Origin of the sequence: Rhizobium phaseoli, from assembly GCF_010668805.1 — a bacterium.
Classification (GTDB): domain Bacteria; phylum Pseudomonadota; class Alphaproteobacteria; order Rhizobiales; family Rhizobiaceae; genus Rhizobium; species Rhizobium phaseoli_A.
This window is the reverse complement of record NZ_WUFT01000005.1, coordinates 159,324-175,241: the sequence shown is the minus strand read 5'-3', so window position 1 is coordinate 175,241 and position 15,918 is coordinate 159,324. Positions and strand designations below refer to the sequence as shown.

The following is a 15,918-nucleotide window of genomic DNA, read 5'->3' as shown; positions in this document are numbered from 1 at the left end:
ATCTGAGGTAATCGTCAATGCATGAGTCTCTCTCGCGACCGACAATGACGAAGCGCCACGCAGGAGGTGGCAAAGGTATGGACAGCAATTGCTTCATCCGCCCGGCGATCGAAGCGGATGTCGAAGCTCTCTTCGACATCTGCCTGAAAACCGCCAATGGCGGCGAGGATGCCAGCGCGCTTTATAGCGACCCGCATCTGCCCGGTTACATCTGGTCGGTACCCTATCTCAAGTTTGCCAGAGACCTGGCCTTTGTTCTCGTTCAGGGCGACCGGCCGGTCGGCTATGTCGTCGGAGCGTCCGATACCAGCGGGTTCGACAAGGACCTGGCGACACACTGGTGGCCGTTCGTCCGCCGAGAGATCGCCGGACTGACACCCAGCCATCCGCGCGACACCGACGTGATCGAGCGAATTCAAAATCCGCGCAGCGGAACGACGTGGCTCCAAGACGATTATCCCGCGCATCTTCACATCAACATTCTTCCCGGACTTCAGGCAGGCGGCTGGGGGCGCAGGATGATCAGCACCGAACTTCAGGCGCTTCGCAATCACGGGGTCAAGGCTGTGCATCTCGGGGTCGATCCAAATAACGAACGCGCCAGAGGCTTCTACCGTCATCTTGGTTTTTCCGAACTCGAACGAGACGGCTCCGTCGCTTTTGCCATGCGGATCGATGAAGTATCCGGCTAGAACCGACGGTGCCGTCATGCTCATGAGATTGGCTCCGCATTTGCGGCGTCAAGCCCGTACTTTAAAACAACCGCCGCCGGCATGGCACTCCAGCCCTGAAGCAGGGAGCCGCGCCCGTAAGGCGGCGAGAAATATTCCACCGCACCGATCCAGCCATTCTCGAGGCAGGTTTCCCACCAGCGTGTCAGCGCATAACGCGCACCGCCAAGTCCGTGGCGAAGGCGTTCTTCGGCATAGGCGCCATCCCAATAGGGCCAGTCCGAGCCGTTATGGTAGCGGTAGGGAAAAGCCGTCTTGGATCGCAGATCGCTTGGCCGTTTGAATGGCGGATAGGCGCACATCACACCCCAGCTTCCATAGGGCTGCTCCTGATTGTTGCGCGTTTCGAGTCTCGTTTCAAATGCTCTCAGCACGCCAACCGCCTTCTGCCCGGAAATCGCAGCAAATCGCGACAAGGTCAGGCTGTCGAGAGCCAGATGATCCTCAACAAAAGCGCCAGGCGTTCCATAGTCGACATATCCGCCCGTTGTCGGCACATAGAGCTTGGCTTCGATTTCTTCGCGGGCAAGATTTACGGTCTTGCGGGCGCGTTCGGCAAGCGTCGGATCGAGGCTGTCTCCAAGCCTTGCCACCGCGTCCATGGCGCCGACGAAAAGACCCAGATCGTAAGAGACCAGACCCTCGCGATAGACGTTGTCGGCCCAGTCCCGGTCGTTGCGCGGCTTCAGCGGCAGAACGCTGCCGGGACCGGCCATGCTGAGATAGCGCTCCACGATTGCCTTGACGATCGGCCAGTGCCGTTGCACCTCGGCTGTATCTTTCGTTGCGCTGAAATAGTCGTCAATGAAAAGAATGAAGAAGAGGGGGCTGTCGAAGTGGTCGCTCCACCAATCTTGCGGACGGTTGTGGTACTCCGGAACCGCCCTCTTGTAGGTTTTGGGATTGGCCTTGCTGTCGGCGACAAAGCGCTGCCAGGCCTCTGACTGCGCAGGCCCGGTCAAGATTACGCCGCTTGGAGCTTCTCCATCCGGCTGGATCCCCCTGGCAAGCAGCCTGATCTCGTCGCGCACCGCCTCCGGCGCAAGCGTCAGAAGAGGCTGCATCGTCCAATAGCCATCGCGGTAATAGGTCCGCGCCGGAGCACTATAGGCTTGTCCCGCGGCAAGACCAGCGAAGGCGCCGTTTTCATCACGCCGGATGCTGGAAAGGGCGGCATGTATCCCCTGGCTGACCATGCTGCGCATCAGCGCGTCGGCGTCGGGCGTCAGATCACAACGTGCAACATATTCAGCGGCTTCCGCAATGATGGCCTGGCTGGTGAGGTTGAGAGCGTTCTCGGCTTCGCCTCTCGATGCGCCGACGGCAATCCGAAGATCCAAGCCGAGAGCGTCCACGATGAGCACACCCCAGTCCATTTCGAAAGTCCGCCGATGATCGGTCCGAGTGAGCCTCGCGCTTGCGCCTTGCTCATCCGGCTCATGCCACCAGGCGCAACGGCGCGCCGGATATACGCCCCGAAGGCGCACGCCTCTGATCAACATTACCGGCAGCGACTGCGCGACGAATACGCCGCCATGTTCGCAGACCATTCGGTTCGGGGCATAGGTATACGGCCCCGCGACGGCAGAAAATCTCACACGCCCCAGACTGCCGGCGCCCCAGAGAGCAAGATCAGCGTATCCATCCGGATGAACATCCGCCTGAAGGCGTGGCGCCATTACAGGCAATAAAACGCCCTCTTCGGCGAAAAGCTGTCCATCAGTCGAGGGCTCTATCATTGGCAATCCCCGCAATTGATCCCAGCCTACAGGTCGCCTTTCGTTTGTCAAGGACATAGACAAAGAGAGAGCTGTGGTGTACTGGAAACTCGTAGAGATGATCCGATAGAGCTTCAGATTTCGCTTTTTGCGATATTGGAAAGCCAATATCGCGTTAATTAAGTATGTGCTCCGAACTAATTGCAACGAGTTGGCCGGATAGCAATGACCTCTTCTGTCGTACGGACTCCGATCGCACGAAAAATTTCAACCAATGCCGTGATCCGCACCGTGTTGGCGAGCGGGTCGATCTCCCGCGCCGACATTGCCAAGCTGACCGGCTTGTCAAAACAGACCATTTCCGATGTCGTGCGCGACCTTGAAGAGGATGGATGGCTGAAGCCGATCGGACAGACCGATGGTCGACCGGGCCGGAATGCGATCATCTATGAAATCAATGCACGGGCAGGACTGGCCGTCTCCATCGATCTCGGTGGCACCAAGATTGCTGCGGCGATCTGCGATCTGCTGGGCAACGTCGTCGCCGAAACCAACGTGGCCACCGACCCACGGGGCGGAATGCATCTCGTCAATCAGTTCAGCGATGTGATCTTTGAACTGGCGCTTGCTGCCAGAACGACCGCCGACAAGCTCCGTCTCGTCGTTCTGGGCACTCCCGGCGTGCTCGATCCCGCCACCGGCCATATCAATGTGGCACCGAACATTCCCGGCGTCGACGCCATAAATCTGCGGCAAGTCTTCAGCGACAGGATGGGCGTGCCGGTGATCGTCGAAAACGATGTCAACCTGGCGGCGCAAGGGGAGCGATGGCGGGGACACGGTGTCGAGACCGGCAATTTTGCTTTCATCGCTCTCGGAACCGGCGTCGGCATGGGCATTATCGCCAATGGCGCTCTGCTGCGCGGCGCGCGTGGCGCGGCCGGTGAAATCGCCTATCTCCCGATCGGCGGAGACGCTTTCGATCCTGGCGGGTTTACGCTTGGAACATTTGAGAGCGCGGTCGGCAGCGTCGCGATGCTTCGTCGCTACATGGGTTTCGGCGGGCGCAATGCATCCACCGTGGCCGACCTCTTCGCAGCCTTCAATGCGGGAGAGACAAGCGCTGCGGCGGCAATTGAAGAGACGGCAAGGCTGGTGGCAGTCGCCATTGCGGCCATCGGCGCAACGCTTGATCCTGAACTGGTGATCACCGGCGGCAGCATCGGCGCAAGACCGGAGCTTGTAAATGCGATCCGGGGTTTCCTGCCGCGTTGCACGCCTTATCCGCCGCGTATCGAAATCAGCCGCTTTGGCAACCGCGCCGCGCTGATGGGAGGAATGGGGGTCGCGGTCGAGCGCATGCACGACGATCTATTTGGTGTAAAATTGAAGGACGCATGATCGGCTCGCGCCACTTGAGAACTGCGGTGAATGCGCTAGATTTGCGGCATGATAACAGCAACACAGATACGCGGCGCGCGCGCGATGATCGGAATGAGTATCGAAGAACTCGCCGCCGCAAGTGGCTTGCCGGTCGAGACCGTAGCGGCGCTGGAAAATGGCGAATTTGCGGGCGAACCGCACGCGCTGTTTGATGTTCGCAGCACGCTTGAGGCGCAGGGCATCATCTTCCTCTCCAGCGGTAACCAGGATGAAGGCGGCCCCGGCATTCGGTTGCGCGCACGGACGTCCAGCGACGACGGCATCCGGCCGGAGAACCTCAACGCCGCCAATGACGATTAGCGAAGGGCACCGAAACGGCACGGTTTTCGGACAGATCGTGCTCTAACTCTTTAATTTAAATGGGCCTTCAGACTTAGCCGACCTGGGCTCTTCTAAAGCGCGTCGCAGTTATTCCGGGAACCGCTGCAGACCTCCCGGCGACATGCATTAATGGAACCAAACAGGCGTTCGGCCGTTTCCGCTGTCCCAAAGGATATGGAGGGGCAGTCATTTGAACCGCAGCAATGGTCTCTACGTCATCATCGGCGTTCTCGTCATCGCCGTTATCGGCCTCGGCGCTTATATCTATCGCGAGGAGAGCAAGCCGCAGGGAATCGAGATGAGCATCGGTAAGAACGGTGTCTCGATCGAGCAGAACTGAGCGTCAGAGATAGGTCTTGGCCAGATCGGCGAGCTTGCCGCCGTCCTTGACGCCCTGCCTGTAGAGCTGAATGATGACCGCACCGATTCGCTCGGCTTCGGGCGTCGTCCTGACGAGGCCGCGGTCCTCGCAGACCTTGGCGAGCACTTGCGAAAGCAGATCGAGATCTTCCGAAAACAACGGCAAATCATGCGGATGGATTGATGATCGTAACATCACGCCGCATTCCTCCGAGGGCAAACGCATTCACGCTTGCATTGCCGGCCGCCCTCCGCAACCAGCAAAATGATTATGCGCGACGGCTTGAACTTTAGCAACTACGCAAATTTCCACGGAACAAAATCAGGAACAAATTTTTGCCCCGCGCGTTTTGACCGCGCCAAGTACAAGAGTTAGCGCATGATGTCGTCCGAAAACCGCTCACACGTCTCGGCATCATGCTCTACCAGCAGAAATCAGTGAGTGCAGACGTTGAGTGAAATTCGCTTTCCCTCCCCCATCCGGGTCTTTGCCCCAAATAGCAGCCTGATCGTTTCCACCGTCTGGGAAGCCGTCGAATATCTCAAACAATGGCCGAGCAAGCGTGGGCGCCATTATCGCATTGCGCGCCAGCATTGCCTGGATGCACTCGACGGGCTGCGAAGCCCCGGCGCAGCGCAGGCTTCCTTCATTACTGCAGTGAAGACGGCGGGATTGTTGCTCTGAGATTAGCCGGTGTGGCGGCCAGCGGCGGCGAACTGGGGGTGAATGGAGCCTTCCATGATCACCTTGGCGGTTACCTCGATCACACGCTCCTCGGCAATTTCCGCAAGCGCGAGTGCGACATCGCCCTCCGACCAGCCGGCTTTCACGGCCTCGTCTGTCAGGGCCTGGAACGCATTGGCGAGGGCTTGCCTGCAAGTTAGATTCTGCTTCATATCCGCCATGCGCTCGCATCAGGCTCGTTGTGACAGGGACGCTGTTAATCTACACGTATTTGCACGAATGCGAAGAGCTTTCGTATTTTTTAAATTCAAATTGGATAATTCGAATTTAACTTGTGTATAATCTTAGCAAAACACAAACTTCAAGGCCCATCCAACTGAGTTATCTCTCACGAATCCGAATTATTTATTTCATAAACACACCCGTTAAGGGTATTTTCCGCATTGTTTACTTTAAATAGCTATAAGTCCGCTGTCGAATTAGCGATTTTTTTGACCGGCGATGGGACAAGCTGAATTACGGGACGTGCTCTGCATCTCTTTGCCACCCTGTCGATCGACCGTCCCTGAGATGAAGGCGACCCTGGTTTGAACGGCCGATCAACAGCTGGGGATCTGCGTCATGATCGGCACCGCAAATCGACCGGCGCACCAGCTGCCGGGAGCGCCCTTCGGCGCTAATCACGTTAATACCACAACGACACCACACTGCCGTCAAAGTCCGCCGTACCATTGGGTTGCGTATTATTGTGTTGGCGGGCCCACACCTTCAGGAGTTAAAATGTCTATCGAACTAGACGCGACGACCTATGTACACGCCAAGCCGGCGACCGCCCATTCTTACATTTTGCCGGCCGTTGTCGATGTTCTCGAGAACAGTTTCCAGCAGGCAAACGAAACGTCGGTCTTCGACCTCGGCTGTGGTGCCGGCGGTGCTGCGGCCGTGCTTGCGGGAAAGGGCTATGATGTCATCGGTGTCGATCCATCCAAGGATGGAATTGCCAAAGCGAGAACGGCCCACCCCAATCTTCCGTTGGAAATCGGCTCCGGTTACGAAGATCTTTCCAGCCGGTATGGGACCTTCGATGCGGTGATAAGCCTTGAGGTCGTGGAGCACGTTTATGATCCCAAGGCTTTCTCGGCCACCATGTACGATCTGGTGAGGCCGGGCGGCATCGCGGTCATGTCGACGCCGTTTCACGGTTACTGGAAAAATCTGGCCTTGGCGGTGAGCGGCAAGATGGATGACCATTTCATGCCTCTCAAGAACCACGGCCATATCAAATTCTGGTCTCCGGAAACGCTGAGCACCCTCCTGCATGAAACAGGTTTCGAAGATGTCGATTTCGAATATGTCGGGAGGATTCCGCTCTTGGCGAAATCGATGATCGCGATCGCTCAGAAACCGCACTGAAGGCCAGTCGCAAGCCCCCGCACCCTGCAGGGGGCGGAGCAAGGGCGGGCAAGTAGCACGAACAGATAAAACTTTCGTTGGGGACTTTTTCGGGATTTCCGGTTCCCGTTTCCGCATTCCAGCCAGCGCTACGCCTCTAGCGAGGCAACGAAAATTGACATTGTGACTGGGATTTCAAGGGGATAAATGGTCGGGGCGACAGGACTTGAACCTGCGACCCCTTGACCCCCAGTCAAGTGCGCTACCGGGCTGCGCTACGCCCCGACCTGCCGAAACGGCTTGTTTCGTTTAGTTTTTCAGCGCGTGCAATGCAAGCGGAAAAACCTTGCCTCCAACAAAAAGGAGGCGGTTTGTCGGAATGGTCAGATCGCGGCGAGCCTCAGCCGGTCTTCGGCGGTTTGGCCGGGCTGCCATCCCTCATAGTTGGCGATCGAGAAATGCGGTGTTTCGAACGGCGTGGCGTGGGTTTGCGTGATGACGGTGACGTCGGCGCCGGCGGCCTCGCCGGCGAGGATGCCGGCGACGGCGTCTTCGAAGACCAGGCATTTCGCCGGATCGACACCAAGGCGGCTGGCGCCGAACAGATAGCCTTCGGGGCTGGGCTTGCCAGATTTGACCTCTCCACCGCTGACGATGACCTTCGGCATTGGGATGCCGGCGGCCGCCATGCGCCGTTTGGCGAGCTCGATCGGCGCCGAGGTGACGATTGCCCATTTTCCATCTGAAATGGCGGAGAGGAAGCGGATGGCGCCGGGGATCTCGACGATGCCCGAGACGTCCTCCATCTCCTCGGCGAGCAGCAGGTCCGCCTCATGGGCCGGATCGACGCCTGGGAGGCCGAGCCCCCGGATAACGTCGGAGGCGCGGATGCCGTGAATCGTCTTCAGGAAAACCTCCGGTTCGAAGCCGTGGCGTCTTGCCCAGTCGCTCCAAACGCGCTCGACGACGGCGATCGAATTCAGCAGCGTTCCGTCCATGTCGAAAAGGAAGGCGTCATAGGACTTGTCGAGGATATCGTGGAGAGCGGGCACGGGGCGTTCCTTGCGGGTGCGAGGCCGGGGCGACCCCTGCACAGGCGAGTAGCGGAGAGCAGCGGCGGCGTCAACGCTAGTCGTTGACCTCGACGCCAACGCTAGTCGTTGACGTCGGGATGGGTGACGCTGCGAACGTCGGCCAGACCACGGGTGGCGTCGCGATTGCCGGTCGCGGCAGCGGCTTCGAAGATGCGGGTCGCGTCGCCGTACATTTTCAAATTGAAATAGCTGTAGCCGCGCAAGACCATCAGGTCGATGCGCTCCTGCTGCAGCTGGGCGCGCTGATCGAGATAGATGAGGGTTTCGCGATAACGCCCGGCATCGAAGGCCGAAAGCGCACGGTCGGCGAGGATGGCCACCTGAAGCTCGGCGGCGCGCTGGCGGTTCTGCGGCGCCTTGGTGGCGGCAACGGCGGCATTGCTGGAGAGGCCGGCACGCAGATAGGCAAGGCTCTGGCCATAGGCTGCGTCTTCGCGGTCCTTGCGAACCGGGCTCTGCAACGCCGCCTCGAAGGCGGAGATCGCCTCCATCGGCCGGTTGATATCCATCAGGCACCAGCCGCGCGACAGAGCGTTTGCCGGGCTGAGCTGCCCCGCATCGACGGTCGTCGAGCAGCCGCGTGGCTGGCGCGCACCGCGCGCAACGGTCATCGTCTGCATCGCCGGCCTCGCCGTGCGAACGGTGCTCTCCGGCCCGGGCTGCTGTGTCGCCCGGCGCTCGGTCGGAAGCGGTTCGGACGCAGCCGGACGCTGCGGTGGCTGCGTCGGCTGAACCGGCTGCTGCGGGGCAAGCTTTGCCTGCTCGGGCTGCGTGCCGCCGTTCGGGGTCAACGACGAGGTGTCTTCGAGATTGGTGATCCGGGTCGACCGGCCAGCCCAGGCATGCTGGATGTCGAGCGCGCCCTTGCGGTCGTTCAGCTGGTCGCGGGTGACGACGAGGCCATAGGCGGATGGCTCGTCATCGGGTTTCCAGGCAAGTGCGGTCTCGAACCAGCGTGCGGCAGTCTGGAACTGGTTGAGCGAGCGGGCATACCAGCCGAACTGCTGGGCCGTCGGCACGTATTTGCGGGCGATGACCTCGGCGGCAATGCGGTGCAGCACATCTTCGGCGAGATCGGCCGGCGGCTGCAACGCCATCAGGTTGGCGGTGGCGGCGAGATAGGTTGCTGTCGCATCATCGGAATCGGCGCGCCAGCGGAACATCACATCCTCGGCCTCCTCGGGCGCCTTGCGGGCGATCAGCGCCAGCGCCAGCCCTTGAGAAGCGGCGGCCGTATCCTCCTTGGCGCGGGCGGCGCGGAACCATTTCTCCGCCTCGGCATCGTTGTTGCGGCGAAGCTGGTACCAGCCAAGCAGCAGCGCATCCGACGCAAGCCCCTCGGTCCCGGCGAGTTTTTCGAGGCGGGCGACGTAATCGGGCGCGATGGCGAGCTTCGGATCATCATTGCCTTCGGCCATGAAGCGTCGGGCGAGATTGTCGCGGATCGCGTCGAATTCCCTGCTGCCGTCGCTCGCAGGCCTCTCGAGGGCGAGCAGCGCCTGCATCGGCTGGTACCCGAGCAATGTCGAGGCCTTTTCGACCGTCGCCAGCCGTTCGGCCGGATTGGCGCAGCTCTTCAGGATGTAGGTATAGGCGTCCTGGCCGCGCTGCACCCTCTCCGTCTGGACGAAGGCTTCGGCGACACGCCAGAGGACGTCGACCTCGCTGCAGGTGAGCAGGCTCGGGGTTGCGGCGGCGATATCGACCACCGTCGCATATTGCTTGAGATCCGAAGCGTTGACGAGGCGGGCGCGGGCCTCGGCGACGTCGAGCCGGTCGAGCAGATCGGCGGGCGGCTGCCATCCGACATCGGTAACCTGACGGTCGGCGACCGCCTTGCGCAGCTCGGCGTAACGGCCATCGGAATAGAGCTGCCACATGGCTTCGAGCTGTTTGTCGCCATTCTGCGGCACGGCGAGCGGATCGGCCGGCGGAACCCAGGTCGGGTAGAGTGCCTGAAGTCGGGAGATCTCAGCCTGCAGGCGCACCTTGTCGCCGCGGCTAGCGAAATAACGAAGCGCACTTTCATCGACGGCAGCCTGCGACGAGGCGGCGGCCTGCTGCGGCGCCGGCGGCACTGAGACGATGGCAGGCGCGATCGGTTCAGGCGGAGCGGCCGCCTGAGGCGTGGCGGATTGAGGCGTGACAGGTTGCGGCGCGGCAGATTGGGGCGCTGCAGGTTGCTGCACGACGGCATTAGGATCTGAAGTATCCGATGCCGATGGCGGCGAGGACGTGATCGCCTCGATCTTGTCGGCGACGAGTTGCGCATTGAATTCCGGATTGCCAAGGGCGTCGGCCGGCTTGATACGGCCCATCATCATCAGCTCCGGCGCCGGCCTGCCGGCAGAACCAAGGCCGAACCTTTCCTGCAGAGCGGCACGGTCCTTCAGCCCGGTGACGACGGTCGCCACCATCACTGCCGCTGAGACCGCTACGAGAGAAGACTTCACAGACACTCCGGATGCTTCTCCCCGATATAGGCCAGCCCCAGAAGTTGAAGGGTGGACGGATAATAGAGTGCAGGCGCAAACTGCAACGCCGAGCCCGGCAGCTTGGTCCCATCGACAACACAGGCCACAACATCGTTAACAATTCGATAACCGGGATCCGGCAACACGGTCTTCGGCCGGCCGGTGGTCAGATCGATGGTGGCGGGAACGCCGTCTTGCGACATCCCCTTTTGCAAGCGGATGAGCAGCGCCTTGTCGGTGATCCCGCCACGCGCGAGATAGAGCGGGATGCGGATGGCGTTATATGAGAATTCGGCATCGAACCCCTCTGCCGGCCGCGGCTTATCGCGCAGGCTCACCCATTCCGAGGGAAGTTTGCGCGGGCCGAACTGCATCGTCTTCAACAGCTCGACGCCGTCGTCCGACAGTTTCTTCCACGCATCCGACGGAGCGAGCGCGGCCATCACCGGGATCGCCTCGTAAATCCAGTAGGACGGGTTGACGACGGGACCGTCGTCACGGTCGCTGCCGGTAAAACCTTCGGTCCCCGGCATCAGCAAAGTGCGGCCCGCCGAGCTGGCGACGGTTTCGGCAAGCAGCGCCTGCGCCATACGGGAGGCGGAGAGGATATAGTCTTCACGCTTCCATGCCGTGCCGGCAAGCGCCAGCGCATAGGCGATCAACATGTCGCCATCCGTGGCATTGTTGGTGTCGGTCACGTGCGGCTTGACGCTCGGATCCCATTTCCAGACGGCCAGGCCGTCGTCGCGCAGCAGTAGCTCGGTGCGGGTAAAATACCAGATCTGCTCGAAATCGGCGGGGCTTGCCGAGAGATAAGCGAGCAGCAGGCCGTAGCCCTGGCCTTCGCTGTGGCTGATATTGCCATTGCCGTTGTCGACGATCCGGCCGGTCGGATCGAGAAACTTCGCCTTATAGGCCGACCATGCGCCGGCATTGATCATCGCCTGCTGCGCGACGACGGGCGGGCTCGGTGCGAGCGCGACCGTTGCTGCCAGCAGGAATGCGCGCCACCCTCTCATTTCGACCGGCCCAGTCTTTTGAGCATTCTCGATGTCGTGAGGCCGATCAACAGCAGGAAGACCACCAGCAGGAAGGCGTAGGAGAGGATATTCGTCGATAACCAGTTGGCGGCGATCAGGCGGTAATTGGCAATCGACCAGGGCATAGACGGCACGAAATCGAAACGGGTGACAGGCAGCGTCTCGATCTTGCCCGTCTTGCTCGAATAGGTGGTGATGTGGCCTGATATCTGCGGCCAGTTCAGCTGCGCGGTCAGAACCTCGAGCCCTTCACGCAAATCCTTCGCCGACGGCGCCGCCACCACGGTCCATGAGCCCGTTCCCGCGGGGCTGGAGCCTTGAGCAACCAGCAGCGTCGCGACGTTTGGCGGCGTAAAGATTTCCTCGGCGCCGGGCACAAACTGCAGCGAATTGCGGGAGATGTCGAAATTACGCGACAGCCACTCACGAAAGGCCGTGATACGGTTGTGCAGGAGACCGCCGCTGACCTTGGAATTCCACTCCTCGAAGGCCGTACCGGTATCGACGACGCCGGTCTGCGCGTCCGTCACGGGACGCCAGGAGGCTTGGCTGGCGGTGGAGATATTGGTCTGCGACAGCGCGGTTGCCGGCATTTGCGAGATGGAGCCGATGAAGATGGCATCGCGATCGCCGATCGTATTCGGCGAGGCGACGCTTTCGACAGCGATCGGATGGCCGGCAGTGATCGCCATCTGGGCAAGCAGGGTTGCGGCGGCCGAAAGCGTGTCGGCATCGACGCGGTCGATGAATAGCGGCGTCGGCTCCGTAGCCCGGCCATAGGGATAGGCGGTGCCAGCCATGGCGGCCAGATTCGGCCGCTGACCGACGCGGGCGAAATCCGGAATGTGCAGCTCGGAGGTATCGAACAGCGCAAAGCGCGGATTGGCAGCGGCGGTGGCGCCCGGTGCGCAAGCCGCATCGTCCTTGGTCATCAAGATCGCCTCGATCGCCACCGAATTGAGACCGGGCTTGAAGTGCCGCATCGTCACGCGGATCGGCAGATGACGCAGAATGCCGCCGGTGGTCGTGGTGATCGGCACGGTGGAGGCGATGTTGTCATTGACGTAGATATCGATGTGGCTGCCGGGCAGCACGTTGTCGGTATAGGCGGCGTCGAGTAGCACCTTCGCCTCGCCATAGGCATTGGCATAAAAGTCAGCCGGCACGGCGATATTGAAGCTGGTCCGCAACCGCCGGCCGGAGAATTCGGTGGTCTTCACGCCGAGCTGAGACAAAGCGATGTTCGTGTCGGAAAAAACCAGCGGCGCATTCGGCGCGCTCCAGCGCTCGGTGGTCAGCACGTCGCGGCGAACATCTGCGGACCTGTCCGTCGGCGAAACGATGATATCGATCGCCGAGGAAACCGCCTGCCAGGAGGGGCCGCTGATCAGAAGTACCGGCGAGCCGCTGCGCGGATCGGTGACGAAGGCGGCAAGTGCAGCGCTCTCGGCGCCGGGCGGCAGGCCGGGAAAGAGCGGCCGCAGTTCCGCCGCGGTACCGACGAGCACGCTGAGCTTACCCGGTCCACCGGCCGGGAGCGAAGCGGTGCTGAAGGCAAAGATCTGGTTCGGCATGCTGCTCAGCACCGAGAGGCCCTGCGCCAGCCGCAGCAGCGGCTTGGTGGTTCCCGGCTGCTCCAAAGCCGGGACGACGATATCGAACTCGGTCTTGCCGGCGCCGTCGACACCGATGGCGCGGATCGCGTCGGCGCTCGCCAGTTGGGCCGCATCGCTGCCGGCAAAGCTCAGATAGGTTCCGGCCGGATCGACATTCGACCACAATTCATAGGTGGACTGGATGCTGCAATCGGTGCGGTGGCGCTGAGCGGCTTCGAAGGTGACGAGATTGGCGCCCGGCTGCAGCAGACCGGGCGGAACCTCGAAAGTCACCTTCGACGAACCGTCCGCCGAGCCGATGCGCTGCTGGCCGATCGGGCGGTTGTTGAGATAGACGGTCAGCGCCGAAGCCTCAGGGGCAACGACGATCGAATTCTGGTAAGCGAAGGTGAAGCTCGCCTTGGCCGCTGCCTGTTCCGGCGTCAGATAGACGGTCCATGACCGCCGGTCGTATTCGCCGCCGAGGCCGAGTTTCGAAAAGGGCACGACATAGCGGCGGACATCGCCGGAGCGCAGAAGCGGAGCGGCATTTGCCGCCGCGGCCGGCTGGGGCGTCTGCTGCGGCGGAACGGCGATCGCCGGGGGAACGGGTGCAGGCGCAGGAGCAGCCTGGGTTGCTGGTGCCGGTGGTACGGACACCGGTGGCGTGACGGGAACCGGCACGGCCGCTGGGGGCACGGCCGTTGCCGGTTGGGTCGCTGCCGGTGGGGTCGGCGGTGTCAATCTCGGAGTAACGGCGGCACCGGGCGGCCGCTCGCCGGACATGTCGAAGGGTGCCGTCTGCGCCTGGGCAAAGACGGAGGCATTCAGCAGCAAAAGCGAGGCGGCGACGATCCTTCTCATCCGGCGTTGACCTTTGCCGCCTGCTGCTGGGCTTCCCGCTCCGGCCGCATGCTGCGGAAGAAGTAAACGAGGCCGCGGCTCGTCTGGTAGAACGACAGGCCGAGGAACCAGATAGTGCCGCGGATCAGCCCCGGATTGCGGCGGCGCGAGGCCTGAAACTCGGTCCACTGGCCGGAATTCGCAAACATCAGGTCGGCGATCAGGCGATGATCGAGGGCGCTCTTCGGAACGTACTGGCAGCCGACATTGCTGATGTCACCCGACGGCTCGATATTGCGAACGATGAGCGGCAGGGTCTCCAGATCCGCGCCGCTATAGGGCCGGAAGCGGATTTCGCCGACGGCACCGACGAGCATGTCGTCGAGATTCTTGTTGAAGATATGAAGCCTTGCACCGTGAACGGAGACGTCCTCGATCGAGGCCGTATACCACTTGCCGTTGGCGCCGAATTCACAGCGCCGGTTGACGCGTACGCGGCGGGATAGGGCGCGCTCGCCGCGCTCCGACACGACGCCGAGCGCGCAGCCGGCCATGATCAGGTTGATGAGGTTCCAGCCGCCGACGACCAGCGTGACGTCGGCCTTATAGGGCTCGGCGTAAATCCTGTAGATGGTAATGATGAGCGCGACGATCTGCACCGCAAAGATGACGAAGAACGGACGACTGATCTCCGACAGGCGGCTTACGGCGATCGATTCGTCCTTGGCGGTGACCTTGAAGGTCGGCTTTCTCGGATTGAGCATGACGGAGATGACTGCCGGCAGCAGATGCACGGTCTGGACATATTCGTAGAGCTCCGAAATCCATGGCCAGCGGAACGACCCGTAAAGGTAGTTCTGCATCATCAGATTCACGAGCATATAGGCCAGCGTATAGGCGAGGAACTCGCCGCCGGAGGCGGTGAAGATTTCCAGATCGAAGAACAAATAGAAGAGCGGCGCAAACAGGAAGATCGTGCGCGGGAACGGGAAGAGCCAAAACAGCGTGGAGGACATGTAGCAGAGGCGCTGCGGGATCGACAGGCCGCGCTTCAGCAGCGGAAAGCGGAAGCGCAGGATCTGCATCATGCCCTGCGCCCAGCGGCTGCGCTGGCCGATGAAGCTTGCGAAAGTGGCCGGCTGCAGGCCGGCGATCAGCGGCTTGTCGACATAGATGCTGTTCCAGCCAGCGCCGTGGAGCGCCAGCGCCGTCTCGCAATCTTCAGTGATGCTGATGCCGGAAAAGCCGTTCTGGGAGTCGAGCGCCCTGCGGCTCAGAACCGCGGCCGAGCCGCAGAAGAAGGCGGCGTTCCATTTATCGAGGCCGCGCTGGATGATGCCGTAGAACATTTCGTTCTCGCTCGGCATCTTGTCGAAGGTGCGCAGGTTGCGCTCCAGCGGATCGGGATTGATGAAGAAGTGCGGGGTCTGGACAAGGAAGAGCTTCGGGTCGTCCTCGAAATAACCGACGGTCTCGAGCAGGAAATCGCGCGCCGGCGCGTGGTCGGCATCGAAGACGGCGATGAGTTCGCCGGTCGAGTGTTTCATGCCGTTGTTGAGATTGCCGGCCTTGGCGTGCTCGTTTCGGTCGCGCGTGAGATAGCTGACGTCGAGGTCCTCGCAGAGCTTCTTCAGCTCGATATGGCGGGCAGCGGCGGCCTGGGCTTCGAGCAGCTTGCCGGAATTGCGCTTCTGCAGGGTGCCGCCATCGTCGAGCAGCCAGACATGCAGCTTCTCGGCCGGATAATCCATGGCCTTGGCGGCAGCCAGCGTGTTTCCGAGAAGCCCGGCATCCTCGTTATAGGATGGCACAAAGACATCGACATGCGGCAAACGTCCGGGATTGGCGGCACGCGAGGGGCGTGACGGCAGCGGCGTCGCGACGATGAACAGGCTGAGCGCCAGCATGGCAACGCTGTACATTTCAGCAAGATAGAGCAGCAGGCCGGGAATGAAGTTTGCGGGCTGGTTCAGAGGCGGCAGCGTATTGGTGGTGCGCCAGTAGACATAGCGCAACACGATCGACGTGCCGAAGGCGAGCGCCACCAGGCGCCAGGTCCCCTCACCCTTCAAAATCTTTATCAGCGCCATGACCGTCACGACGGTGATGCTGGTGATCAGCTGGGTCTGCAAGTTGACCGGCAGCGTGATCAGCACGATCATGCAGAGCGAAACCACGGCCCATATGATGACACTGCGGGCTTTGCGCATCGACGTTCCTTC

At 61.4% G+C, this 15,918-nt stretch carries 14 protein-coding genes and 1 tRNA gene; 6 read left to right on the top strand and 9 right to left on the bottom strand.

Translation table 11 applies throughout. From position 1 onward, the window contains the following. The first annotated feature begins 77 nt into the window (after positions 1–77). Positions 78–692, top strand: coding sequence for a GNAT family N-acetyltransferase (locus tag GR197_RS09710; protein WP_164008868.1), 615 nt, complete (start codon positions 78–80; stop codon positions 690–692). Between the two features lie 20 nt (positions 693–712). On the opposite strand, the gene GR197_RS09705 is transcribed toward GR197_RS09710, so the two are convergent. Next, positions 713–2,470: a glycogen debranching protein gene (locus tag GR197_RS09705; protein WP_164008866.1), complete on the bottom strand. Its 1,758-nt coding sequence runs from the start codon at positions 2,468–2,470 to the stop codon at positions 713–715. Positions 2,471–2,668: 198 nt separating this feature from the next. Between GR197_RS09705 and GR197_RS09700 the strand changes: the two genes are divergently transcribed. The 3 genes from GR197_RS09700 (at position 2,669) to GR197_RS31935 (ending at position 4,553) form a co-directional block, all read left to right on the top strand. Further along, positions 2,669–3,850 carry an ROK family protein gene (locus tag GR197_RS09700; protein ID WP_164009121.1) on the top strand — a complete coding sequence of 394 codons (1,182 nt, stop codon included), beginning with the start codon at positions 2,669–2,671 and terminating at the stop codon, positions 3,848–3,850. Between the two features lie 48 nt (positions 3,851–3,898). After that, positions 3,899–4,192, top strand: coding sequence for a helix-turn-helix domain-containing protein (locus GR197_RS09695; RefSeq protein WP_164008864.1), 294 nt, complete (start codon positions 3,899–3,901; stop codon positions 4,190–4,192). A 211-nt stretch (positions 4,193–4,403) separates the two neighbouring features. After that, positions 4,404–4,553 (top strand): hypothetical protein, encoded by a 150-nt coding sequence (locus tag GR197_RS31935; RefSeq protein ID WP_204330131.1) that lies wholly within the window; start codon positions 4,404–4,406, stop codon positions 4,551–4,553. A 3-nt stretch (positions 4,554–4,556) separates the two neighbouring features. Here GR197_RS31935 and GR197_RS09690 read toward each other — a convergent pair whose 3' ends face one another. Next, positions 4,557–4,769: a hypothetical protein gene (locus GR197_RS09690; RefSeq protein WP_164008862.1), complete on the bottom strand. Its 213-nt coding sequence runs from the start codon at positions 4,767–4,769 to the stop codon at positions 4,557–4,559. Between the two features lie 255 nt (positions 4,770–5,024). On the opposite strand from GR197_RS09690, the gene GR197_RS09685 reads away from it, so the two are divergent. Then, complete coding sequence (locus GR197_RS09685) at positions 5,025–5,258, top strand: DUF982 domain-containing protein (RefSeq protein ID WP_164009119.1); 234 nt, start codon at positions 5,025–5,027, stop codon at positions 5,256–5,258. Positions 5,259–5,260: 2 nt separating this feature from the next. On the opposite strand, the gene GR197_RS09680 is transcribed toward GR197_RS09685, so the two are convergent. Further along, the gene (locus GR197_RS09680) at positions 5,261–5,479 is read right to left on the bottom strand and encodes a hypothetical protein (RefSeq protein ID WP_164008860.1); all 219 of its coding nucleotides are present in this window, start codon (positions 5,477–5,479) and stop codon (positions 5,261–5,263) included. Between the two features lie 559 nt (positions 5,480–6,038). On the opposite strand from GR197_RS09680, the gene GR197_RS09675 reads away from it, so the two are divergent. Next, positions 6,039–6,671, top strand: a complete 633-nt coding sequence (locus GR197_RS09675) for a class I SAM-dependent methyltransferase (RefSeq protein WP_164009117.1) — start codon at positions 6,039–6,041, stop codon at positions 6,669–6,671. Positions 6,672–6,858: 187 nt separating this feature from the next. Here the strand turns inward: GR197_RS09675 and GR197_RS09670 are convergent. The 6 genes from GR197_RS09670 to bcsA all read right to left on the bottom strand — a co-directional run bounded on the left by GR197_RS09670 (position 6,859) and on the right by bcsA (position 15,906). Beyond that, a tRNA-Pro gene (locus GR197_RS09670) sits at positions 6,859–6,935 on the bottom strand. Positions 6,936–7,033: 98 nt separating this feature from the next. Beyond that, positions 7,034–7,702 carry an HAD-IA family hydrolase gene (locus tag GR197_RS09665; RefSeq protein ID WP_164008858.1) on the bottom strand — a complete coding sequence of 223 codons (669 nt, stop codon included), beginning with the start codon at positions 7,700–7,702 and terminating at the stop codon, positions 7,034–7,036. Between the two features lie 101 nt (positions 7,703–7,803). Then, a complete protein-coding gene (locus GR197_RS09660; RefSeq protein WP_164008857.1) occupies positions 7,804–10,197 on the bottom strand; it encodes a cellulose synthase in 2,394 nt (797 codons plus the stop codon). Further along, entirely contained in the window at positions 10,194–11,237 is a 1,044-nt protein-coding gene (locus GR197_RS09655; protein WP_164008854.1) for a glycosyl hydrolase family 8, read from the bottom strand. The genes GR197_RS09660 and GR197_RS09655 overlap by 4 nt, the downstream gene beginning before the upstream one ends. Beyond that, positions 11,234–13,717: a cellulose biosynthesis cyclic di-GMP-binding regulatory protein BcsB gene (locus GR197_RS09650; RefSeq protein ID WP_164008852.1), complete on the bottom strand. Its 2,484-nt coding sequence runs from the start codon at positions 13,715–13,717 to the stop codon at positions 11,234–11,236. Before GR197_RS09650 ends, GR197_RS09655 begins: the two co-directional genes overlap by 4 nt. Then, complete coding sequence (gene bcsA / locus GR197_RS09645; protein WP_164008850.1) at positions 13,714–15,906, bottom strand: UDP-forming cellulose synthase catalytic subunit; 2,193 nt, start codon at positions 15,904–15,906, stop codon at positions 13,714–13,716. Before bcsA ends, GR197_RS09650 begins: the two co-directional genes overlap by 4 nt. Positions 15,907–15,918 lie beyond the last annotated feature (12 nt).